General features: G+C 43.7%; 17 protein-coding genes. 10 read left to right on the top strand and 7 right to left on the bottom strand.

The window, feature by feature from the left end:
* Positions 1-217 precede the first annotated feature (217 nt).
* A complete protein-coding gene (locus AC3IRT_RS01305; protein WP_489394745.1) occupies positions 218-2,665 on the top strand; it encodes a TonB-dependent receptor in 2,448 nt (815 codons plus the stop codon).
* A gap of 84 nt (positions 2,666-2,749) precedes the next feature.
* Here AC3IRT_RS01305 and AC3IRT_RS01300 read toward each other — a convergent pair whose 3' ends face one another.
* Complete coding sequence (locus AC3IRT_RS01300) at positions 2,750-3,403, bottom strand: hypothetical protein (protein ID WP_489394744.1); 654 nt, start codon at positions 3,401-3,403, stop codon at positions 2,750-2,752.
* A 254-nt stretch (positions 3,404-3,657) separates the two neighbouring features.
* Between AC3IRT_RS01300 and AC3IRT_RS01295 the strand changes: the two genes are divergently transcribed.
* The 9 genes from AC3IRT_RS01295 (at position 3,658) to AC3IRT_RS01255 (ending at position 15,915) form a co-directional block, all read left to right on the top strand.
* On the top strand, positions 3,658-4,209 hold the full coding sequence (locus AC3IRT_RS01295) for an RNA polymerase sigma-70 factor (RefSeq protein ID WP_489394743.1): 552 nt from the start codon (positions 3,658-3,660) through the stop codon (positions 4,207-4,209).
* Positions 4,210-4,293: 84 nt separating this feature from the next.
* Positions 4,294-5,283: a FecR family protein gene (locus AC3IRT_RS01290; protein ID WP_489394742.1), complete on the top strand. Its 990-nt coding sequence runs from the start codon at positions 4,294-4,296 to the stop codon at positions 5,281-5,283.
* 224 nt (positions 5,284-5,507) lie between these two features.
* Positions 5,508-8,798 (top strand): SusC/RagA family TonB-linked outer membrane protein, encoded by a 3,291-nt coding sequence (locus tag AC3IRT_RS01285; protein ID WP_489394741.1) that lies wholly within the window; start codon positions 5,508-5,510, stop codon positions 8,796-8,798.
* A gap of 10 nt (positions 8,799-8,808) precedes the next feature.
* Positions 8,809-10,425: a RagB/SusD family nutrient uptake outer membrane protein gene (locus AC3IRT_RS01280; protein WP_489394740.1), complete on the top strand. Its 1,617-nt coding sequence runs from the start codon at positions 8,809-8,811 to the stop codon at positions 10,423-10,425.
* Between the two features lie 26 nt (positions 10,426-10,451).
* Positions 10,452-11,504 (top strand): glycoside hydrolase family 18, encoded by a 1,053-nt coding sequence (locus AC3IRT_RS01275; protein ID WP_489394739.1) that lies wholly within the window; start codon positions 10,452-10,454, stop codon positions 11,502-11,504.
* Between the two features lie 76 nt (positions 11,505-11,580).
* Positions 11,581-12,807: a DUF1735 and LamG domain-containing protein gene (locus tag AC3IRT_RS01270; RefSeq protein WP_489394738.1), complete on the top strand. Its 1,227-nt coding sequence runs from the start codon at positions 11,581-11,583 to the stop codon at positions 12,805-12,807.
* Between the two features lie 12 nt (positions 12,808-12,819).
* Entirely contained in the window at positions 12,820-13,782 is a 963-nt protein-coding gene (locus tag AC3IRT_RS01265; RefSeq protein ID WP_489394737.1) for a BT_3987 domain-containing protein, read from the top strand.
* A gap of 546 nt (positions 13,783-14,328) precedes the next feature.
* Entirely contained in the window at positions 14,329-15,126 is a 798-nt protein-coding gene (locus AC3IRT_RS01260) for a tyrosine-protein phosphatase (protein WP_489394736.1), read from the top strand.
* 288 nt (positions 15,127-15,414) lie between these two features.
* On the top strand, positions 15,415-15,915 hold the full coding sequence (locus AC3IRT_RS01255; protein WP_489394735.1) for a hypothetical protein: 501 nt from the start codon (positions 15,415-15,417) through the stop codon (positions 15,913-15,915).
* An 87-nt stretch (positions 15,916-16,002) separates the two neighbouring features.
* On the opposite strand, the gene AC3IRT_RS01250 is transcribed toward AC3IRT_RS01255, so the two are convergent.
* The 6 genes from AC3IRT_RS01250 to AC3IRT_RS01225 all read right to left on the bottom strand — a co-directional run bounded on the left by AC3IRT_RS01250 (position 16,003) and on the right by AC3IRT_RS01225 (position 23,509).
* Entirely contained in the window at positions 16,003-17,559 is a 1,557-nt protein-coding gene (locus tag AC3IRT_RS01250; protein ID WP_489394734.1) for a gliding motility protein RemB, read from the bottom strand.
* A 72-nt stretch (positions 17,560-17,631) separates the two neighbouring features.
* Positions 17,632-18,630 carry a mannose-1-phosphate guanylyltransferase gene (locus AC3IRT_RS01245; protein WP_489394733.1) on the bottom strand — a complete coding sequence of 333 codons (999 nt, stop codon included), beginning with the start codon at positions 18,628-18,630 and terminating at the stop codon, positions 17,632-17,634.
* Between the two features lie 66 nt (positions 18,631-18,696).
* On the bottom strand, positions 18,697-20,082 hold the full coding sequence (locus AC3IRT_RS01240) for a nucleotide sugar dehydrogenase (protein ID WP_489394732.1): 1,386 nt from the start codon (positions 20,080-20,082) through the stop codon (positions 18,697-18,699).
* 34 nt (positions 20,083-20,116) lie between these two features.
* Positions 20,117-21,484: a capsule assembly Wzi family protein gene (locus AC3IRT_RS01235; RefSeq protein WP_489394731.1), complete on the bottom strand. Its 1,368-nt coding sequence runs from the start codon at positions 21,482-21,484 to the stop codon at positions 20,117-20,119.
* Positions 21,485-21,681: 197 nt separating this feature from the next.
* Entirely contained in the window at positions 21,682-22,920 is a 1,239-nt protein-coding gene (locus AC3IRT_RS01230; protein ID WP_489394730.1) for a WcaI family glycosyltransferase, read from the bottom strand.
* A 13-nt stretch (positions 22,921-22,933) separates the two neighbouring features.
* Positions 22,934-23,509, bottom strand: coding sequence for a WcaF family extracellular polysaccharide biosynthesis acetyltransferase (locus AC3IRT_RS01225; protein ID WP_489394729.1), 576 nt, complete (start codon positions 23,507-23,509; stop codon positions 22,934-22,936).
* Positions 23,510-23,563: the final 54 nt, after the last annotated feature.

Here is a 23,563-nt window from a genome sequence, read left to right as displayed (position 1 = left end):
TTAGGCTTTTATATTCTACAGGAAAAATTTAGCTTTGCGCCATCGATTAGGGGTGCCTTGTTTTTAGTAACACAAATACAGGCTGAGATTATACCCAGTTTCACATAAGCGGGAACATACCTGATCCGGATAATGCCGGCGTAGGGAGGGAAGTTAAATAGAAAGTGTTGTAAACCCCTTGCAGCACTCCGTTTAACGATTAAAAAAACAAATTAACATGATGAAGCACTATTTTGCTTTATGGGCGCTTTGCCTAATGGCCTGTGTGGCATTCGCACAAGAAAAATTTACTGTTCTGGTGGTCGATGAGCAATCTCAACCTATTAGTGGAGCCACAGTAATTATGGGCAATGTAACACAAACGACCAGTTCGCGTGGTACTGCACTATTCACCACGCGCGCAGCGTCAACATCAGTAAAGGTCAGTTATGTAGGATACGAAGCGGTATCACAACCCATTCCGGCAGGACAATCTACCGTACAAATCACTTTAAGACCTGCGATACGCCAGACGGGCGAAGTATTCGTCCAATCCACCAGAGCGCGGGAAAACAGTGCGACCACATTTCGCAACATCGGCAAAGAGGAGCTACGCAAAACAAATTTGGGACAAGATATTCCATTTCTATTAGATCAAACTCCTGGCGTGGTCGTTAGTTCGGATGCAGGCGCCGGCATTGGCTATACGAGCATGCGTATTCGCGGATCGGATAATGAGCGTATTAACATCACTTTAAACGGGATTCCGCTGAACGACGCCGAAAGCATGGGTTCTTTTTTTGTGAATCTACCCGACTTTGCCTCTTCTGTAGAAAGTATACAAGTGCAACGCGGTATTGGTACGTCTACCAATGGTGCCGGTGCTTTTGGTGCTTCGGTCAATATTCAGACCGATGTATTGGAAACACAGCCCTACGCCGTGTTGAACAATTCCTACGGATCATTCAACTCCTGGAAAAACACGGTGAAAGTAGGATCGGGTTTATTAAAAGATAAATATGCTTTCAACGCACGCTTGTCTCGCATTGCTACGGATGGGTATGTAGAGCGCGCCTCGGCCAATATGCAATCTTTCTATCTGGATGGTGGATTGTACACACAAAAGCATACCTTGAAAGCGACCTTGTTTTCGGGCAAGCAAACAACCTATCAATCTTGGTACGGCACACCGGAGCCTTTGCTCACCGGTAATCGGGAGCAACTGCCAGCCTATGCCGATGCGATGGAATTGTATGATGGACCAGAACGCGAGCGCTTATTAAATGCTGACCGCCGCTACAATTTCTATACTTACGACGGGCAGACGGATAATTACCAGCAGACGCACGCACATTTGCAATATACCTACACGCCTAGTCAGAAATTGAGTTTGCAAAGTGCCTTGCACTACACACGCGGAGCAGGTTATTTTGAGGAATTCCGGGCAGATGATCGTCTTTCTGGGTACAATCTTCCAAACGTTATCCACGGCACCGACACGATCTCTCGGACAGATCTGGTTCGCCAACGCTGGTTGGACAATCATTTCTACGGGGTGACCTACGCCGCCAACTACAAAGCATCCAACAACTTACGATTTACAGTAGGCGGCGCATACAATGAATATATTGGCGATCATTATGGTGAAGTCATTTGGGCACAGTATGCGTCTACTGGAAATCTAGGCGATCGCTATTACTTCAACGACGCCAAAAAAACTGATTTCAACATCTATGGTAAAGCAGATTATCAGAAAGAGGATTGGTTGTTCAATGTAGATCTACAATACCGCAACATCAACTACCGCGCAGAAGGACCTGACCAGCGTGCGGTATACCTGAATTTCCGAGATAACTTGAATTTCTTTAATCCAAAGGCCGGGGCTACGTATTTTATCAACCAGTCAGCGAACATCTATGGCTCGTATGCGTACGCGAGCAAGGAGCCGGTGCGCAAAGATTATGCAGAAAATCCACTCAACGAATTCCCAAGACCAGAGCGCATGCATAATGTGGAAGTGGGCTATCGCTTGCGCCAAGGGAAGTTTAATTTGGGGGTGAATGCCTACGCCATGATCTATAAAGATCAATTGATCTCGACAGGTGCTTTGAATGATGTAGGTGGATCTATCCGGCAGAATGTTCCAGATAGCTATCGTACCGGTGTGGAATTCGATGGCGCTTGGATAATCTCTCCACAGTTCGAATGGAGAGCTACTGCAGCGCTGAGCGCCAATAAAATTCGCAATTTCGTGGAATACATCCCGATCTATGATGCAGCTTGGGAGTTAGCCGGGGAGCAGGTGAATACGTATGACAAAACAAACATTGCGCTGTCGCCGAGTACGGTTTTATCCAATGATTTTACCTACCGCCCATTGGAACCTTTGGCCTTGAGCCTGACGAGTAAATATGTATCGCGCATGTATTTAGATAATACGTCCTCCTTGGACAGAAGTATTGATCCTTCTTTTGTCAATAATCTTCGTGCGGTATATACGCTATCTGCTTGGGGATTGGAGCGCGTGGATCTGAATTTAGCAGTCAACAATGTGCTGAATGCCAAGTTTGCTACCAATGGCTACACCTGGGGATCTATTGACCCAACAGGTACGCATAATTTTTATAATTTCTACTTCCCACAAGCGACAACCAACTTCTTATTCGGGTTGAATATTCGTTTCTAATATCATGTAGCAACGCTGCTGTCGATCTTATTTCACCTGATCGCCAGCAGCGTTTTTACGATTCTTTCAGTTTCGTCCAATACACTACCGGCCGATTCCCATACTTACTTGTAGATAGACTGTACCGGTACGATCGCGTGGGGCATTCATGAGTTCGGTGCTACCCACTTTCCAAGGTTGGCGACTGAGACCAGTCTGGTAGCCCATTTTGAATTTTGTACGATACGTTGCTGTAAAGAGATCATACGTTTTGAAGGTAATGCCGAGATCTACCACCGGTGTGGTGTGACTAAAGTGTGTTTGATTGGACTCTCTGGTCAAATAGTCATCAAAACTACCCGCTATATTATCTTTATCAAGGAGCGCAGAGGCAAATTGTGCACCAACACCCAGCGAGGGTACCACCACCCAGCGATTGATGTGCAGCATATTGGTAGCGATAAAAACGGTTGGTGTTGTTGCGCCAAATTTACTATCTCGACCCACACCATACATCCGCGAAACATTACCACCTACGAGCACCTTACCCAATCGATAACCGATGCCCAAGGCGACATTGACGCCTACTGGCGAGATACCACTCAGATCTTGATCTTCCAGTGCGCGATTGAAAGACGGAGCACTAAAGTGGCTTGCGCCGACATGCACATTCCACTCAAAGGGAAGGCTGTTAAACTGCGCGGATGCGCTGTGGCAAAAGACGAAAAGAAAAAAGACGACAGCGTAGTATCTGTTCATAGCATGTGTAAGCATAAATTAATTGAACACGGATGTAATGGATAACCGATCAGATCGGCGTATTTATAACAGCTAGCTCGTTCACTAGTTTTAATCTAGAAGCAATATGTGCGTGCTTAAAAATTTTCCTATTGCATATATTTCAAATATCAGTAATTTAGCTTTTATATATAACCTATACCAACGATACTTTCTATCCATGATAAGCGTGCTTTACCACACCGATATGGCTCCTATTATAATTCTGCGCTGATATGTCGGACTGGGAATTATTGGCGGGACTTGCTGCGGGTGATAATCGGGCTTACAAGGAATTGTATGAAGCGCACTATTATCCGCTATGTATATATGCTGATCGGATCATTAACGACGAATATAGCGCCCAAGCTATCGTAAACGACGTTTTCTTGAACTTATGGCAAAATCGCACTAGCTTAACCGAAATTCAAGCGCTCCGGCCTTATCTGCTTCGATCAATTCGTAACCGCTGCCTAAACCACATTAAACAAGAAAATAGAAGAAGCAAGATCAATCAGCGATTCCAAAACATATCTCTCGAAGATTCAGATCCAGCCTCCGGAGACAATACGATTAGTAAGATCTTGGCCACCGAGTTAGATTTAAAGATTGCTGCGGCGATTGAGCTGCTTCCTGCCTTGACGAGAGAAGTATTTACGCTAAGTAGGTTTAGCGACAAAAAATATGTCGAAATAGCTCATGAGTTAAACGTTTCTATAGATGTTGTCAAATATCACGTGAAACAAGCGCTTGCATACCTAAGAAATAGTCTCCAAGAATATCTTTAAAAAAAGTTAACATTCCGTTTACCCTCTCTTTACTTCCGGTTGTCTTACTAGTAATTAACCGTCGTATTACCGACCCCTAAATCAATGACAAAAACTGAACAAGCATATTGGTCTACGCTCATTTATGATGTATTGAGCGGCAACGCTTCCGAACAGAAAGTCGAGGAGCTACAACAGTGGCTACCACAATCTGCAGCGCATGCCGAATTTTACGAGCAAACCGTCGCACTGTATACTGCCATGGATTTTGTGCCATACGGTAAAGACGATGCAGCTACTAAAGAAGCATATCAAACATTCGTTACCGCAACAGCTCTAAAACGGTATCTGCCTCTTCGTCGGGCGCTACCTTATATTGGCGCAGCCGCGTCACTGATTGTGTGCTTTTTTCTCGGTTTGCTTGTTGCGCGGCAATCAGGACATTCCTCCACGGCTTATCCATCCACCATTACTGTAGCCAAAGGTTCTAAAACACAAACGACCTTGCCCGATGGCACATCGGTGTGGCTCAATGCCGAATCTACTTTACACATACAACCAGACTTTGGTGTAGGCGAGCGTAGGGTAGAAATAACCGGAGAAGCCTTTTTCGATGTGGCGAAAGATGCTAATCGTCCCTTCATTGTAGAAACCGCAGCGGTGAAAGTAAAAGTACTGGGTACTTCCTTTCACGTAGCCAACCGCCCTAGCCGCCGCGAAGTGCGCATCGCACTCGTGGAAGGCGCTGTAGATTTATTCAGTACGAATGGCAAAAAGCTCAGCATGAAACCCAATCAAACCGTGGTGTACGACATACAAAGAAACCAATTTACACGGACACAAGATGCGACAGCATATGAATATGGTTGGCGCGATGCAAAATTCATATTCAAGAACAAAAAATTTGCGGAGATCACCGACGAGTTAGAACGTCTTTTTGATGTGGAAATAAAAGTAAATAATCCTAAGCTGGCTTCTAGAAAGTTCACAGGTGACTTCGAAAACAATGAAAGCCTCGTAGATATTTTGGATGTGATTGCCGAATTAGGCCAATTCCGATATGATGTCCGCGGACGCATCGTTACCATTAAATAACCCTACAAACCAAAATTATACACGTTTTAAACCGATAAAAATTATGATAACCTAGTAAACAAAAAACAAGTAAAAAAGAGAATCGGAAGATATTGCAGCACCCTCCGATTCGAATTGGAGCAACACATCATTGTATTAACCTCAATCAATAGCAAATGTATAAAAAAATACACTGCGGCGGCTTGTTTTGCCTCTTAAAAACACATCGTAGAACCTTGAAAATTATGAAATTAACCTCACTATTGATGTTTGTGGGTGTTATGGCCGTTTCGGCATCTGGATATTCACAAGATGCTACCGTCGCGCTAGACATTCGCAACCAACCTTTGTCCAGTCTGATTGCCGAGATCAAACGGCAAACGACGTATTCCTTCCTTTTTGATGCCGACGAGGTCGACATTGCCCAGAAGGTCACCTTGAGCTCATCGAAAATCACCGTTAAAGATGCCCTCAAGCGTGTTTTACAAAATCATGGTTTGGAATCCCGCATGAGCGGAAACCACATTTTATTACTTAAAGCCAATACCACACGCAATAGTCAGCAGCGAACGCTTTCTGGCGTCGTGAAAGATGCGAGCGGTGCTTTCGTTCCCGGCGCAACAATCACCCTGCGCGGCACATCAGCCACGACACAAACCGATCAACGCGGTGTATTTCGCATCGCCGCGCCAACGGGCAGCCAGACCGTCAACGTTTCCTACACAGGACTCGGCGCCACCGATGTGACTTTTGCGGCCAACCAAGACTTCTTGGAAATCACCTTACAAGGTCAGGTATCCGACATTGAAGATGTCGTGGTTACGGCCTTAGGCATTAAACGCCAAAGCCGATCGCTGACCTACAATGTACAACAGATCGAAGCTGATCAGGTAACGCGCATTCCAGACCCCAATTTTGTCAACAATTTAAACGGTCGTGTGGCCGGAGTGACGATCAACGCTTCTTCGTCTGGTGTGGGCGGCGCTTCCAGAGTAGTGATGCGCGGAGCAAAATCTATTTCTGGAAATAACAATGCCTTGTATGTGATCGATGGTATACCAATGCCTAATTTATCCTCGGAGCAACCAGACGGCATTTTTGCTGGCGCAGGACAAACGGGAGATGGAATTTCGAATTTAAATCCAGAAGACATTCAGAGCCTTTCGGTGTTAAGTGGACCGGCAGCAGCAGCGTTGTATGGTAGCGCTGCCGCAAATGGTGTGGTATTAGTGACTACGCGAGGCGGATTGAAAGATCAAACCTCCATCAGCCTTTCGAATCAGACCGTTTTCTCACAGCCATTGATCCTTCCAAAATTGCAAAACAGCTACGGCCCTACCGAGCCGGGAAGTTATTACAGCTGGGGCGAGAAACTCAATGCGCCATCAGATTATGATGCGAGAGATTTCTTCCAGACAGGTTTCAATACCACCAATGCTATCAGTCTTTCGACGGGAACAAGCCGTAGCCAAACTTACGTATCCGGTGGTTTGGTCAATGCCAATGGCATCATCAACAATAACGACTATAAGCGTTATAACTTCTCTGTCAGAAATACCACCAACTTCTTCGATGAGAAGCTGGTGTTGGATCTAGGCTTTATGCATGCCAATGTGAACGAGCAAAACATGACGGCGCAAGGTCTTTATTTCAATCCGCTCGTACCGATTTACTTATTCCCGGCAGGCGATGACTTTAGCAAGACCGCGCTATTTGAGCGGTACGATGCTTCGCGTAACTTCAAAACACAGTTCTGGCCGTATGGCGATCAAGGCCTTTCATTACAGAATCCGTACTGGATTACGCAACGCGCCCTGTTCCCTAATCAGAAACAGCGTTACATGACCAATGCATCATTACGATATAACCTATCGGACTGGATCAACCTAACTGGTCGTGTGAAGATGGATCGTAGCAATGACCGTTTCGAGCGTAAATTCCACGCCTCAACCAACATGTTATTTGCCTCAGAAAATGGATTTTACTCCCTCAATGAAGCACAAACACAGCAAGTGTACGGTGAGTTTATTGCCAACATGAATAAGCAATTTATGGATGATGAATTGCGTGTGGTCGCTTTAGTGGGTGCCAACGTAGAAGATATCCAATACGAACAAAACATGTACGGTGGCAAACTGCACGGTGTGCCCAATCTATTCTCTTACGGCAACGTCAATAACGCGACGGCCGAAGCAGCACAGACAGGCTACCGCCGCAACAAGCAAGCGGTATTTGCCAGTGCACAACTGGGGTACAAAGATCGTTTGTTCTTGGATTTGACTGGTCGTAATGATTGGCCTTCTACCTTAGCCTTATCGCAAACAAAATCATTCTTCTATCCGTCGGTCGGCGTATCAGCGGTGATTACCGATCTATTCCCAATGCCTTCCGATCGTTACCTTTCGTATTTGAAAGTGCGCGGGTCCTATTCGGAAGTGGGTAATGAGCCCGAGCCGTTCTTAACGATTCCGACTTACGGTCTATCCAAAGGATATCCACAAACACAAACGCGGATGCCAAACACCGATTTGAAGCCAGAACGTACCCGTTCTTTAGAGGCTGGTTTGAATGCGACATTTTTCAGAAATCGCTTAACATTGGATGCGACATTGTATCAATCTAGCACATTTAATCAATTTTTCGAGCCAACGCTTTCCGCTTCGTCAGGATATACCAGCGTCGTGGTGAATGCCGGCCAGGTGGACAACAAAGGTATTGAGCTGACAGCGCGCTATCATCAGCCGATTGGTAGTGCTTCTTGGAATACTTATGTGACCTACTCACTCAACCGCAACAAGATTGTAGAACTGCTTCCCAACTGGACGAATCCGATCACCGGCGATCAAATTTCCTTGACTGAGTTGGATATGACCGGCACGGGCAGCTACAAGATGATCTTGAAAGAAGGCGGCCGAATGGGTGACATCTATGTCAACACTTTGCGTGTAGATGAGCATGGTGCCATTTATGTGCACCCAACCGATCAAGTGGTGGTTGCAGAAACCAATGAATATGCTTTTGCAGGAAACAGTGCACCGAAGTATAATCTTGGGTGGGGTAATGATTTTCATTATCACGGCATTCGTTTTGGATTTTTGTTCAACGCACGCGTTGGTGGTGTAGTGGTTTCTAATACGCAAGCCGTATTAGATGCATTTGGCGCTTCGCAAGCGACTGCAGATGCACGTGATGCTGGCGGAGTTATGGTCAATGGCCGTCCGATTCCTACCAAACCTTATTACGACGTAGTCGGCGGCGGATCTTCTGGCGGTATCGGCTCCATGTATGTATACAGCGCAACCAACGTAAGATTGGGCGAAGTAAGTCTTGGATATGATCTGCCCGTGGCCAAATGGATGCGCGGTGTCAAAGGGGCAAACGTTTCGGTAATCGGAAAGAACCTATTCTTCTTATATAATAAAGCACCTTACGATCCAGAATTGACGGCAAACACCGGCACCTACTTTCAAGGTATAGACTATTTCATGTCGCCGAGTTTGCGCAGTATAGGATTTTCTCTTCGTTTACAATTATAAGACATCAGCTATGACCAAAAATATATTTATGACCATGCCTAGAGCAGGATTTGCCCTGGCAGCGCTTGTACTTGGGCTGCATAGCTCTTGTACCAAGAACTTTGAAGAGTACAATACCAACCCGCATGAGGCGACGGAGGACATGATGACGAGAGACAACCTGAAAACAGGTGCTTTCTTTACACAGATGCAGCGAAACGTCGTTTTGTTTAAAGATGGGTCTAATGCCGATTCCGATTATCAGGTGGCACAAGGATTGACGAGCGACTTGTACTCTGGCTATCTCGCTCCTACCGGAAGTTGGTATGGTGGTGTACACAATGGTACCTACTACTTTATCACCAATTGGTTGGAAACGACTTTCCGTTCTGGTTTTTCCTCCATTATGCCCGCATGGCAAGCGATTGTAAGAAATGCTGAAGAGCAAAATTTGCCTGAGGTGGCCGCATTAGCGACGGTCATCAAAGTGCAAGGAATGCACCGTTTGGCGGATACCTACGGACCGTTACCTTACATAAAATATGGTAGCGGTAATCTCACCAACGAGTATGATGCTTTAGCCGATATTTATGCCAAGTTTTTCGAGGAACTCGATCAATCGATTACCGTCTTGACCAATTTTGCACAAGCAAATCCAAATACCAATCTATTGACTACCTACGATCTTATCTATGGTGGCGATGTACAGAAGTGGATCAAATTTGCGAATACGCTACGACTAAGGTTAGCCATGCGCGTGGTATATGCCGATCCCGCGATGGCCAAAACCCAAGCGGAAGCCGCCGCCGCCAATCCTTTTGGATTTGTTGCTCAAGCTGCCGAGAAAACCTCGCTTAAGCATTCGTCCAATCTAGTGTATTATCATCCACTGTTTGAGATTGCTTACAACTTCAATGCAGGCGAGGTGCGCATGGGCGCCACGATGGATGCGTACATGAATGGATATCAAGATCCGCGCCGCGCTCGTTATTTCCGCCCGGCTAATGATGGCAATTACCACGGTGTTCGTTTAGGTATTGTTACCTCGGTATGGGCCCCTTATGTGAGTCCACGCATTTCCAATTTGAATGTAGACAATGGCACGACAGAAATTGTATGGATGACGGCAGCAGAATCTCATTTCTTACGTGCCGAAGCCGCGCTACGTGGATGGAATGTCGGCGGCGGAGCCAAAGCCTTTTACGAAAGTGGCATCAGCGCTTCATTTGAAGAAAACTCCGCGACAGGTGCTGCTGCGTATACGAGCAATAGCACCTTGCAACCGATCGCTTTCACGGATTATGCCGAAGGTTCGGCCTATCACGCGGCAGCACCAAGTACGATTACGGTCGCGTGGGCAGATACCGATTCTTTTGAACGCAATCTGGAAAGAATTATTACGCAAAAATGGTTGGCGATGTACCCCGATGGACCAGAAGGTTGGGCAGAATTTCGCCGAACAGGTTATCCACGATTGATCCCTGTGGTCGTGAACAATAGCCCGTCGATCAATAGAGAGGTACAGGTAAGACGTATCCCCTATCCGCAAGCCGAGTACAACAACAACCGAGCTGGTGTATTAAGTGGCGTAGCCAAATTGCAAGGACAGGATAATGGAGGAACCAAACTATGGTGGGACAAAAAATAGTAATCGATAGATTAAAAAATTCTGTGATGAAACATATACTAAAAACAAGCATTGCCAGCCTTTTTGCGCTACTCCTAGTCATGAGTAGTTGTGATACGGATATTGAAAACCTAGAGATACAGAAAGTGAAAACCTACGACGCGCAATATTTTGCAAATGTACGTGCATTTAAGAAAACGGATCATCAGATATCCTTTGGTTGGTACGCTGCCTATGCACCTATTGAGGGCGTAACAGGCTTTAAAGATCCAGCCTCTTGGGGCGAGCGCATTCGTGGCATTCCGGACAGTTTGGATATCTGCTCGCTATGGGGCGGTATTCCAAGCAACGACCCAAATAGCCATCTGTATGCACCCATTGCGTATGAAGATCTACAATATGTACGCGAAAACTTGGGTACACGCTTCGTAGTACCAACCATCGTGCGGATGAACAAAGTGATCAAACTAAAAGATGGTCGGGATTACGATCTTCGCGAAAACAAAACAGAGGAAGGCGTACACGTCTACGCACAACAGTTAGTCGATGATGTACTCGATTACAATCTCGATGGAGTCGATCTGGATTATGAGCCCGAAGGCGATTGGTTACAAGGCGATAACTTCACCATCATGGTCAAATACATTAGTCAATTTTTTGGCCCGAAGGGCAAGTATCCAGACAAATTGCTGATTGTAGACTTCTATTCGCAGTATCCGCCAGCGGAAACAGAACCGTATGTCGATTACTTCATCCGCCAAGCCTATACACAAGGTTTTACGGAACATTCTGCAGCGCGCTTGCAAGGTTATTATAACAACATTAGCTGGGCGCCGCCAAGCAAGTTTATCGTAACAGAAAACTTAGGTAGTTTCTATGAAAACGGTGGTTCGCCGTTTATCGAAGCCAATGGTAATCGACTAACGACGAATGGTACCACCATGTATTCTTTAGAAGGAATGGCACGCTGGAATCCAACGCAAGGTCGCAAAGCGGGATTTGGTGCTTTCTACTTTGATCGTGATTATTATAATACAGCGGGCATCCCATATTACAATATGCGAAGAGCGATACAGATCGCGAACCCAGCAGTACACTAGATTTTTGGAGCTATAGAGCAGCACTGTTGGTCGTCGCTAGGCAGACATCAACAGTGATAATTAAAATATTTGAAAAATGAAAAAATCAACAAGAATAATAGGCCAATTGTGTCTCTTTCTATTTCTGTGCAGCGGCTTGATGTCGTGCAACGAAGGTGATCGATTTGATTACGACAAAGAGGCAATATTAATGACCGGAACGGAAGTAAATCCCATGGTTCGCTTCGTCGTAGAAAATACGCCATCTACCTACAACGTCACCGCTAGTGCCACCGGAAAAGTAGACGAAGATGTAACCATCAACTTCGCTTATGACCAATCCAAATTGGATGCGTATAACACGGAAAACAACACGAATTTCTACGCTGTGCCAAACGGTTCGGTAGTTGTTGAAGGCTCGAGTGGCGTCATCAAAGCAGGTAGCGCTTCATCCACCGGCGTGCAAGTTCGCGTGGTATCTACCGACGAATTTATCGATGGACGTACTTATGTAATTCCCATGTCTATTACGCAGGTATCTGGCGGCAATATGCAAGTATTAGAAAGCGCACGCACCATTTACTTGCGGATCTCGCGCGTATCCAATTTCTACTCGCTAGATATGAACAATACTGCACTCTACAGCAATTATATTTTTGAAGATAGCAAGGCGGTAAACTTAGATAAGTACACGTACGAAGTACGCTGCTTCATCAATGACTGGCATACCACACCAGAGCCTATCAGTAGGTTGATGTCGTTTACCTCCAAAGATGAACAACGCTCTAACATGCTCCGTTTCGGGGAAAATGGACAAGCGATCAACTCCCTACAATGGGTAAATCCAGGAGGTAGTTTGATTTCCAAAACACGATTTAATACGGGACAATGGTACACGATCTCTCTTGCGTACGACGGTACACGGTTTACGATGTATGTGGATGGCGTGAAGGATTCAGAGATGGCAGGATCTGGAAATGTCACTTTCCAACGTTTGGAGTTGGGCATGTCTTGGGCAAACTATCCTTCCATGCAGTATTTTAACGGGCGCATGGCAGAAGTTCGCGTATGGAACAAAGCCTTGACGGCTGGCGAAATACAAAACGGTATCTGCGGCGTAGACCCTACATCTGATGCGCTGGTCGCGTATTGGAAGTTCAACGAGATGGATGGTTATATTTTCCACGATGCAACTGGTAAAGGCTATGATATTGATTGGTCGAAAACCGTACGCGATAATGCTGGAAACGGCGTATTGAATGCCTTCGACAAACGCGGCGCAGTCCGTTGGCTATTGGATGAGAAGAATAAATGCACACAATAATTTAAGCATGCTATGAAAAAGATTATGATAAAAGGATTGTTGGGTATGGCATTGCTTGTCCAATTCTCCTGCTCAGAAAAAGAGCATTTTGATGTGACCGGTGACGAGGTAAACAGAATATTTGTCAACACACGCTCTAGCTATGTTAACGAAGTTAATTTTAATGTGATCCATACGCCGATAGGTAATATGGGAGATGATGTCGCCATCAAAATCCCCGTGAGAGCAACTATGCCAGTATCGAATTCGACACGGGTCACATTAGCATTAGATCCGAGCTTACTAGACAGCTATAATGCGCAGCAGCAAACGGCTTACAAAGCAGTACCTGCCAATTTACTGGAAATCGACAATGGCGATTTAACCATTCCGTCTGGAGCTACCTTATCTACTGATTCGATATCTATAAAGGTGCGTGATATTGCCGCGTTAACAGAATCTTCCTATTTGATTCCGCTAAAAATCATGGCAATCTCTGGCGCAGTTGATGCAGCTATTAGTGAGAATCTTAGCACGGTATTTTTGCGCATACAAACGCGTCGTACGAATGTGTATGATAGTCCAACTTCCGTTCCAGGCACTTTGATTACGGATCGTGCTGGTTGGACAGCTCAAGTTTCGCCAGCACCAACTGCAGGCCAAGTTGCGTGGATGTTCAATACCTCTACTACGCAGCATTGGACTTTAGCACCAGCTGCACAATGTGATATTGATGTCAATATGGGGAGCATCAAAGAGGGCATACAGGGCATTAGGATGGTGAGCGCCAACAATTATCGCATTACACAAGTAGAAACATTTACCAGTCTGGATGGCATAACGTGGGATTCCCAAGGAATATCCACCGTTTCCAACGCGAACAATCAATTTATACGTTTTTATGCTCCGGTAAGAGCACGTCACACGCGTGTACGCGTATTAGGTTGGCAAAATGCCAATTTCATCCGAGTAATCCAATACCACATCTATCAATAAAACCGGATAAAATCGTTTCATTAAATGTTCTTCAGAGCTGGTATCCTTACATCGGATACCAGCTTTTTTCGTAAAAATTTTCTAAACATGTACATACTTTCTGCTGTTATATGAATTGAGTATAAATTTCAATCTGTATCATCTCATAACTTTGTAGCGTTACTATGGCAAAACCAGTCTATCAAGGTCGCTAATAAATAGATCTATTGTTATCCATCTTGCATGTAAATTTACCTCACCTTAGAACACATGCTTAAACCATCTATTCTGGGCTTAGTCAAAGTTTACTTAAAGAGGTAATAACGAACACGATACAGACATAGGTTTAATTACGAAAATTAATTTTTTTTCGCAATAAGATAATGTTGAGATTATTTTTATATTTGCATACATTTCTCTCCTAACAGAATTTTGTTGGGAATGATAATGTCGCTGAGATGAGATAAATCTTTCCATATTGTAGCGTAGATTCATTTATGTTCGTTAATACGATTATGATACAATCAAACATTCATTGGAAGATTAAAGGTTGGATATAATTTAGATATGGGTTTTTTTTCAAAATTTTTAGGTCGTAATCAAGAAAAAGGGAACGTGAAGGTCATCGGGAAATTGGCTTTTCTCGAAGTAGATATGCATAATCATCTCCTCCCAGGGATCGATGATGGTAGCAAATCAGCCTCCCAATCCATTCGGCTTATCGATGGATTACAGAACATGGGCTTGAATAACTTCATTTGTACACCCCATATTATGGATGGGGTACACCCTAATAACAAATCCACCATTAATCGCGCTTTTGAAGAATTACAATTAGCCGTCAAAAAAGAAAATAAAAATATTCAGATTCAAGCTGCTGCAGAGCATATGATCGATGATGGTATTCATAAAATGATAACCGACGATTCTCTGTGTGTTATGCCGGGCGGATATGTGCTCATTGAAATGTCTTATCTGTCAGAGTCGCGGTCTTTGTTTCATACAATACAACAGATTCGCAATCTCGGCTACAAACCGATCTTGGCTCATCCAGAACGGTACAATTATTATCATATGGATTTTAAGATGTACAAGCAGATTAAGGACGCGGGCTGTCTCTTACAATTAAATTTATTGTCCATCAGTCGTTATTACGGAGAATCTGTCAAAGCCATCGCTTTAACACTCATTAAATCTGGGATGTATGATTTTGTAGGAACCGATTTGCACCACGAACGCCATCTAGCAGCTATGGAGCAAGTGGTAGCGAAGTATCCTGTTCGCGATTTATTGAAAACGTGTAAGATTCTCAATCCAACATTATTAGATCATAACACCTCCAAATTATCTATCGCAACTGGATAAAAGAGTCTATTTTCAGAATATTAAACAATATTGATTACAATTTTTTAGATCCCTTCTGAAAATAAACTTTCAGAAGGGATCTTATTTCAGTAAGGTCGTCAGCAATCCTAGACATCTGAAATCTGACTATTAAGTATTTCTTCCAATACGCTCTCTCAGAAGCTTTTTGATATCCCTACTCTCCAGATTTTCCATCGCGATTTTTCCGTTTCCGTGTTCACCAATCAGATCTTTCCCAAACAATACGCTATCGTTCTGGTTCTTATCAATATACAAAACAGAAAAGACATGAAAAAGATAGCCAACTTAGTTTGGGTCGCGGGTGCGGCCGTATTTTTAATGAGTGCTTGCAATAGTGGTCCACAAAATGCCCATGAGCAAGCGGTTGATCCTGCTTTGGAGGAACCAACTACTGGAGATGACAATATGCATATCGACTACAAGGTAGCCGATCACTTCTTGGTAAAACACACTATTCAGGAGGTACCCTCTAATCCAAAAATAGAAACCAAAGAAGAATTCGACCGCATCTTTTACTGCACCGAAGAAGACAAGAAAGCACATGAGATTGATTTCTCCAAAAACTACGTCATCGCCGTTTTAGCGCCAGATGCAGCATTGCGCACGACTGTGCAACCGATTAGCTTACGCGATTCTGAGCCTGATGAAGTAGTGTTCTCATACCGTTGGGTGAGTGGCTCATCACAGCCAGATACCACACGCTCCAGCATTGCGCTGATCGTAGATAAAAAGCACGATGGCACGGTTATACTCAACGAAATGAAATAAACCTATCTGAGATAGACCAACTATACGCACAGCGCCTGATAATCTAGATTATCAGGCGCTGTTGCTTTTAGCATCTATGCTGATGACCTAGTATTCGGTCTGGAAGGTACGGAAGGTAGATCGCAAACCGATAGTAAAGATATTAGCCGTAGTTTTTCCTAACGTATTTGGTGCATCTTGAATTCTGTTGATAAAGCCTACTTCTGCTCGTAGGTTATATCGTGGATTGATAATGTACGCTGCTCGGATCTCATTGTAAAATAGGTTGCGCAAATCACCTTGTCCGATCCGATAGCCCATGGAAGGATTTCCAGAGCGAAGTACGTCTTGACCGACATTGGTGGCCGTTGTAGGATCTACCCCGTAACGAGCATACATGCTTTGTCCATAAAGATCAAAACGTTTCCAACGATAAGTTAGTATTCCTAATATTTCTCGGAAGTTCGCGCCATTTGGATGTGCCAATGACTCGCCATTATTACTGTAATTGATGCGGTTATTGGCATTCTGATATGTATGTGGCGCCGCTTGGTTGTATTCAACTGTGGCGTTCAACCGATCTACGTTGAAAAGATCATGGGTTTTCACACCAAACTGGTAAGAGGTACGACGATCCTTATCTTTGTTGAAGCCAAATTTTGAAAGCTGATCAGCAAATAATTGTCCATAGACCACCCACTTCGGAATGGGTCGGTATTTGACATTCAAACCTAATCCGCCATTTGCTCCCGATTCACCTGCGGTATTGTCCTGCGCCCAGATCAAGGAATGAAAGGCGCCAACCGTGAGGTTATCGGCAGCGAGGTAATCCACGTATTGAAAAGCCGCATATTTTACACCTTCTCCCAAACGTGTCGTAAAAGCTTGATCACCACCGTAAACACGTGGATTGAAGCGATCCAACATCGTTCCCCAGATACTATTGTATTGGAAGCGTTTTACCTTTCCAGAAAAATGAGCATGCGCAAAGTTGTACGGACTTTCGGACACCAACATGGAGCGATAGCCATCGCCAATATGCAATTTGTCATACGCCAAGGTTACACGAAATGCAGTATCGACCTCGTAAGTCATATTCACCGTGGTATTCATCCAATCAAACTCACTAGTCGGGACATTCTTAGAAAAACCCTGCCCTGGTATACCGCCAATACGCATGGCGCTATTGTCAATATGCGTTGGGAAACGTGCTTGGTTTTCGAAGAAATTGACATACAGGGAGAACTTCTCCCCTACGGTCAGTCCGGCCTGTGCGCCACGCGTATTGGTCCACAAGTTTTTTTGATTGGTACCACGCTGCGTACCGACTATTAAATCCGGCAAAAAATCAAGATAAAAGGTATGATCATCCTTTACAATCTGCACCAGATGCTCATCAAATACTTTCCTCAAAAACCAATTTTTTGATGTATCTGCGGGGCGCAGAGGATCGTCAGAATAGCCGAGTGATTGTTTCACCAAAGGTTTTACAGCGGTGTGTCCGAAAATGGTATCGTTGTACAGTTCCTTCTGATAGTATTGGTATCGTTGATAGGAATAGGGTTGATAGGTAATCTGCCCAACAGCAAATTGTGTCAGCCCGGCAAAGAAGAGAAAAAGCGATAATCCTTTAGTAAAGTAGTGTGTCTTTTTAAACGTATCCATCGATCCATCAAATATTGATGAATCGAAGATACGCTTTTTAAGAATAGAATATTCGCCTTAGTTAAGTTTGTACTAATCGATCAATTTGGATTGATGCTTTTCCAAGGTGTTATATACTTTTTTGACATCCTGGGATTTTTCCTTTTGAACAAATAGCATGGCATCTGGCGTAGATACCACAATGGTATTTTTCAGGCCAACAAAGGCCGTGTACAAATCTGACCCCAACACCATATTACCGTTTTCATCCACTGGATGCCCGGTTTGCACTAAGTAATCGTAGAGAGATTCAAACGATCCGAGGTCCGACCAAGCAAATTCGGTCGCCACTACGCGGATTTTCTTGGAGCGCTCCATTACGGCGTAGTCAATACTAATGGATGGTATTTTCTTCGACAAAGCTTCATCCAAATGTCCTTCCTTCTGACTTTTCCAAGTGGCTAATGCGGTGGCATATACCTGCGGCTCAAACTGCTGCAACTCGTGTAATAGCGTATCTGCTCGGAAGCAAAACATACCTGAGTTCCAAAGGAAATTTCCTCTTTCGATAAAATCTTCGGCGGTATCTTGATTGGGTTTCTCGCGGAAGGAAAGCACTTGATCCTCTTGAAATTCAATATAGCCGTAGCCTGTTTCTGGACGTACTGGTTTAATACCAAAGGTCACAATATAGCCTTGTTGCGCTTTGGCTATCCCAGCTTGCATCGCTTGGCTATAGGCTTCTTCACCCACGATCACATGGTCGGATGGTGTTACAATCAGAATATCATCTGGATTTGCGGCGAAAGCAGCGAAGGCAATAGCGGCAGCCGTGTTACGAGGCGTCGCTTCAATAATATCGGTATAGGCGATATCTTGTGCATCCATTACTTCTTGACTAAGTTGATGGTTGTCGCAGTTGCCCACCACGGTCACTTGGTCGCACAGCGTTTGGTTGCGCATGACGGTCATGGCGAAGAGCGAACCTTCTTTAAATAGTTTTAAATATTGCTTTGGATTGCTTTTTCGAGATAATGGCCACAGTCGACTTCCTACGCCGCCTGTCAGAATTACGTGGATGATATTGCTCACTGCTTGATGACTAAGTTTGGTTGTAAATAATGATCTGTTCGTAAAGTTATGGTATTTCTCCTTGCCTTATCCTTCTCCGATGGCATAATACGAAAAGCCTAATTTTTCTAGCTCCGCTCCGTCTAGTAGTTTCCGGCCATCGAACAGGAATGCTGGACGCTTCATATTTTCTTTGATTTTCGCCCAATCGTATTGCTTAAACTCATCCCACTCTGTCAATACAGCCACGGCATGTGCGCCATTTACAGCTTCTTCCGCTGTATTCACCACAGTTACCAAACGACGGTTTTCCTCCGAGGACCGTGTGCCTAGATAATCCAAGTCGCGGTAGATTTGCTCAGCAGATACTTTTGGATCGTACACGATGATATTTGCCTCCTCATCCAACAGATGATCTGCGACATAAATCGCTGCCGATTCGCGCGTATCATTGGTATCCTTTTTGAATGCCCAACCCAAGAAAGCGATTTGCTTACCGTTAACCGTGTTGTACATGGTTTTGATGATTCGCTCAGCAAAACGTGTTTTTTGATGATCATTTAACAAAATCACTTGTTCCCAATAATCAGCCACTTCGTTTAAGTGATAAGAGCGAGCGATGTACACCAGATTTAGAATATCTTTCTGGAAACAGGAACCTCCAAATCCTACCGATGCTTTTAAAAACTTGCTACCAATACGGCTATCCTTACCAATGGCATGAGCTACTTCATCGACATTAGCACCGGTTACCTCACACAATTCGGAGATAGCATTGATACTGGAAACACGTTGCGCCAAGAATGCATTAGCCACCAATTTAGATAGCTCCGAAGACCAAAGATTGGTGGTTAGGATCCGTTCTCTTGGCACCCAAGCTTCATACACCTGTACTAAAGCTTCTATTGCTTCGGCATCTTCACCACCTATGAGTACACGGTCTGGATTGTGCAAATCGGTCACTGCTGTACCTTCTGCTAAGAACTCAGGATTGGAAAGAATATGGAAGTTTACACCATTACCCGTGTGATCCAAAATACTTTTTAGTGCCTCTGCCGTACGAACTGGAAGCGTTGATTTCTCTACTACGATTTTGTCTGACTTAGCTACTGCCGCAATCTGACGGGCGCATAATTCAATAAACTTTAGGTCCGCCGCCTGTCCTTTCCCTTTTCCATAAGTTTTGGTGGGCGTGTTCACCGAGATAAAGATCATATCTGCCTCGTCAATGGCTTTATCCACATCGGTGGAGAAGAAAAGGTTTCGGCCACGAGCTTCACCAACTACAGCATCCAAGCCTGGCTCATACACCGGCAGTTTAGAAAGATCTGCATCATTCCATGCGGCAATTCTTTGCTCATTTAAATCGACCACGGTGATTTCTACGTTCGGATTTTTCTGTGCAATCACAGACATAGTTGGTCCGCCAACATAGCCGGCTCCGATACAGGTTATTTTTTTTATGCTAGTCATATTATTGTTTAGAAATAGTATTACAAAAAATGATTTAGAAGAATTTATTTACTTTTAACATGATTCCAAGACTATTATTTAGCATCTTCCCATAATCACATGCGACAACACCACTGATCACTATGTTATTCCGAAGATTTCGTTGGCCCTCTATATACGCAGAGAAATGATTTACAGGAGTAAACAATCCGGCTGAAAAATTTTGCGGAATACGTTTACCATTAAACCATTGTGTATCTGGTCCGCTAGTGCGAAAATCACCGTAATGTCTAGCAAATGTACCTTTTGCTATAATGTTCCAATCATAAAACAATAGTTCGGCACCCACATGTCCTGCTACCACCCTATTACTGATAAAATAGTTAGACGGATGATTCACTTGACCTTCACGAGCATCTTTCGCTGGAATGATTAATGGCGTACCAAGCCCCAGTCCACGGTAAGAAAAACCTTCCGGATATACAGCATGGTTATAATAATATTCTGGACCAGAGGGCGTCCAGCGAGCGCCATAATCTCCTGCTTGATTTTTTGAATAGAAAACTTCAGCTAATATTTTTTTCCAATGGAAAACTGAATTTCTTTGCGCGCGATTACTTATAGCGACACCCGTGAGCCCATCTCTTAAATTGGCAAAATGAGCTATAGCTCCCTTTTCATAGAAAAACTGACGATAAACATCGAGCTGTACATTTGAGAAATCATATTGAAACTTTAGATCTATCGACCCTAAGTGATTTCCTACCTTGGAAATATCTACTTGTCCCTCATATCCAGCTGGAGGGACATGGCTTCGACCCGTAACAACATGCCAAAACTCGCGTAACCAACTAAGATCATATTGATCTCCAAAAATATCTTGATCGGATCCCCAAATCACATCGTGGTGTATCGCACCATAAAGTCTCCATCGGGCATCTGGCTTACCTACTCTACCATAGAAAGACAAGTGATGGAAGTTCGTAGGGACACGATCGCCACTATTTTCTCCATATCTGATTCCTACATTACCCATCCATCCGTAACTAGCATTTCCCTTTAAAGCTAACCATGTACCAGTGTAAGGAATTGACCAATAATCTGGGATACCAATGCGCACATTGGGCACACCTAATGCGTTACCCGAAAGCGTAAATGATCCAGAAGAAAGCAAAGAATCTACTAAGCCTTCACGATCACGACTTCGTCCTACTTTAAGCTCAAAGATACTCAGACGACCTTTAAAATACGCTTCCACGGGTATAAACTCCACACGATTCCCTACGTTTAATCTGAAATCAACAACACCAGACCAATCTACCAATCGTTCGGATGTAGAGTACTCATAGTTTTTAGTAACATTACCATACACCGATGTAGACAACCCGGTTAGAGGAATACTACCATACTGATTGCTTCTCATCCATAGCGGTGTTGCATTTCGATCTGTTACATTAGCGCTTAACCCGATATTTGATCGAAACTTCTGAACTCTCACGCTGTCACTTACCTCTTGTGATCGTACCTCGAAGCCGTAAAAAGCTAACGAAACTAATAAAAGATAAATGTATAGTCTATTTACAATTTTTTCGTCTGATTTGTCCCTCAAGTAATGCATATTTAATTCTTTAGGTTCACTAGATGTTTTAGTTCTTCTTCAAAATCAGTTAATATCTTGTCTTTCTCCAAGTACTGCTCTGAATAGCGGCGCGCATTTTCTTTGATCAATGCATTATCCTGACTTAAAGCGACATGAATGGTTTCAGTAAGCCGTTCAACATTTTCTGGTTGAACTAAAAAACCCATTTCATATTGGTCCACCACATCATAAAGTGTTGTACCTGGTTCTGCAGTAATTAATGCACAACCACCAGCAGCCAATATTCCAGTGAGTTTGCTTGGCATCACCAGATCCGCAGCCGAAGCTTTCTGCAGTACCAAGTGCAAGTCGGCCATTGCTAACAATGAAGCTAATTTTTCGTAGGGTTGCAAGCCAAAAAAGAACACATTATCCAACACGAGCTCTTTGGACATATCCACTAACTTTTGTTTGGCACCACCAGAACCGCAGATTACAAATTTTATTTGATTGTTTGTACGCAGTTGTGATGCGACTTGTATGATTGCATCTAGACCTTGCTTTTCACCCAAATTCCCACTATAAAGAACAATTTTATCGGTATCTGTGAAACCAAGCTCTTGGCGCATCGATAGCTCCCGACTCAAAGGATATACAACTTTGCTATCTACCCAATTCGGAAAAAATAACAACCGCTTGGCTTCAATTTTTTTAGCCAATATTTTCTTTTGCATTCCTTCACTGATCGTTGCTACGCGAGTCGATCGGTTTAAAAAGAAAGCTTCCATCTTGAACATGATGTTTAGTAGCGCTTTATTTTTAATCATCCCTAGATCCTTTGCAGCGTCTACTTGCAAATCTTGAATGTGATTGATCCAAACTGTTTTTTTAAACCAACAATAAATCCACGGAGCTATGGCTAAATGAAATGGGGGCGCAATACTAAAAACAACGTCAAACCGCTTTGTAAAAAGTAATTTAAACCAATGTGCACCACTTGATAGAAGGAATGAAAATTCATGGACTATTCTTTTTGCAGCACCAACATCTTTTGGCACATACAAGGGGGTCCGATGTACATATACTCCATTTATTTGCTCCGTATGCCACGCTTTCCCTTTATACGCAGCATGAACCGACCATTCTGGATAGTAGGGCATTGCGGTAATGACGTGTACTTCATGACCTTTAGCCGCTAACCATTCCGTCATTTCTCCTGTGTACTTTCCGATACCAGTCAATTCTGGTGAATAATTTATACCGTATAATAGTATTTTCATCTTATTTTTATTGTTAATGTGTTGCTGGTTTCCAACGTTGCCCGACAAGTTCTGCTGGATTCCCTCTATACAACCCATTTGCACAGGTGCTCTTCGTGAGTATAGAACCTGCTGTAATAATCGTATCAATTCCTACAATCACATTAGGACCGAGAAAGCAACTTGCACCAACCCAACAGCCATCTTCCAGAGTAATGACCCCATTACGGTAAGGCATTTCCGTTTGTCTAAAGTCATGATTACCACCACATAGAAAAGCACGCTGACTGATACAAACATTATTACCAATAGTACATCTTTCAAAGTTTAAGATAAAAACCTCTTCTCCGATCCAAACATGATTGCCTATACTAAGCTTCCATGGGAAGTGAATATTCACTCTCGGCTTTATGATAACACCATAACCAACCGTTCCTCCGAATAGTCGAAGCAGCCAACACTTTAAAGCATTTGGATATGGAATAGCTGACAAGAAAAAAACAACTTTCACAAAATACCACACAATCTCTTTGAAGAAATTTGCACCTCGATCTAATCCTTCATCAGATTTGAAGTTATTGAGTTTAACTTTAGATTCGTTTGAGACCATTACAATTTAATCGGTTTATTTCTTACATTACTTAGGACTTCTCCGTACAACATC

It is taken from the genome of Sphingobacterium sp. KH_072, from assembly GCF_057837975.1.
This window is presented reverse-complemented; position numbering and strand designations above follow the sequence as displayed.

Bases quoted from the DNA above. Each gene is read 5' to 3' on its own strand.
- AC3IRT_RS01275 (WP_489394739.1), top strand. From the start codon at position 10,452: ATGAAACATATACTAAAAACAAGCATTGCCAGCCTTTTTGCGCTACTC.
- AC3IRT_RS01295 (WP_489394743.1), top strand. From the start codon at position 3,658: ATGTCGGACTGGGAATTATTGGCGGGACTTGCTGCGGGTGATAATCGG.
- AC3IRT_RS01280 (WP_489394740.1), top strand. From the start codon at position 8,809: ATGACCAAAAATATATTTATGACCATGCCTAGAGCAGGATTTGCCCTG.
- AC3IRT_RS01235 (WP_489394731.1), bottom strand. From the start codon at position 21,484: ATGAGAAGCAATCAGTATGGTAGTATTCCTCTAACCGGGTTGTCTACA.
- AC3IRT_RS01225 (WP_489394729.1), bottom strand. From the start codon at position 23,509: ATGGTCTCAAACGAATCTAAAGTTAAACTCAATAACTTCAAATCTGAT.
- AC3IRT_RS01270 (WP_489394738.1), top strand. From the start codon at position 11,581: ATGAAAAAATCAACAAGAATAATAGGCCAATTGTGTCTCTTTCTATTT.
- AC3IRT_RS01305 (WP_489394745.1), top strand. From the start codon at position 218: ATGATGAAGCACTATTTTGCTTTATGGGCGCTTTGCCTAATGGCCTGT.
- AC3IRT_RS01230 (WP_489394730.1), bottom strand. From the start codon at position 22,920: ATGAAAATACTATTATACGGTATAAATTATTCACCAGAATTGACTGGT.
- AC3IRT_RS01285 (WP_489394741.1), top strand. From the start codon at position 5,508: ATGAAATTAACCTCACTATTGATGTTTGTGGGTGTTATGGCCGTTTCG.
- AC3IRT_RS01240 (WP_489394732.1), bottom strand. From the start codon at position 20,082: ATGACTAGCATAAAAAAAATAACCTGTATCGGAGCCGGCTATGTTGGC.
- AC3IRT_RS01255 (WP_489394735.1), top strand. From the start codon at position 15,415: ATGAAAAAGATAGCCAACTTAGTTTGGGTCGCGGGTGCGGCCGTATTT.
- AC3IRT_RS01250 (WP_489394734.1), bottom strand. From the start codon at position 17,559: ATGGATACGTTTAAAAAGACACACTACTTTACTAAAGGATTATCGCTT.
- AC3IRT_RS01265 (WP_489394737.1), top strand. From the start codon at position 12,820: ATGAAAAAGATTATGATAAAAGGATTGTTGGGTATGGCATTGCTTGTC.
- AC3IRT_RS01290 (WP_489394742.1), top strand. From the start codon at position 4,294: ATGACAAAAACTGAACAAGCATATTGGTCTACGCTCATTTATGATGTA.
- AC3IRT_RS01260 (WP_489394736.1), top strand. From the start codon at position 14,329: ATGGGTTTTTTTTCAAAATTTTTAGGTCGTAATCAAGAAAAAGGGAAC.
- AC3IRT_RS01300 (WP_489394744.1), bottom strand. From the start codon at position 3,403: ATGAACAGATACTACGCTGTCGTCTTTTTTCTTTTCGTCTTTTGCCAC.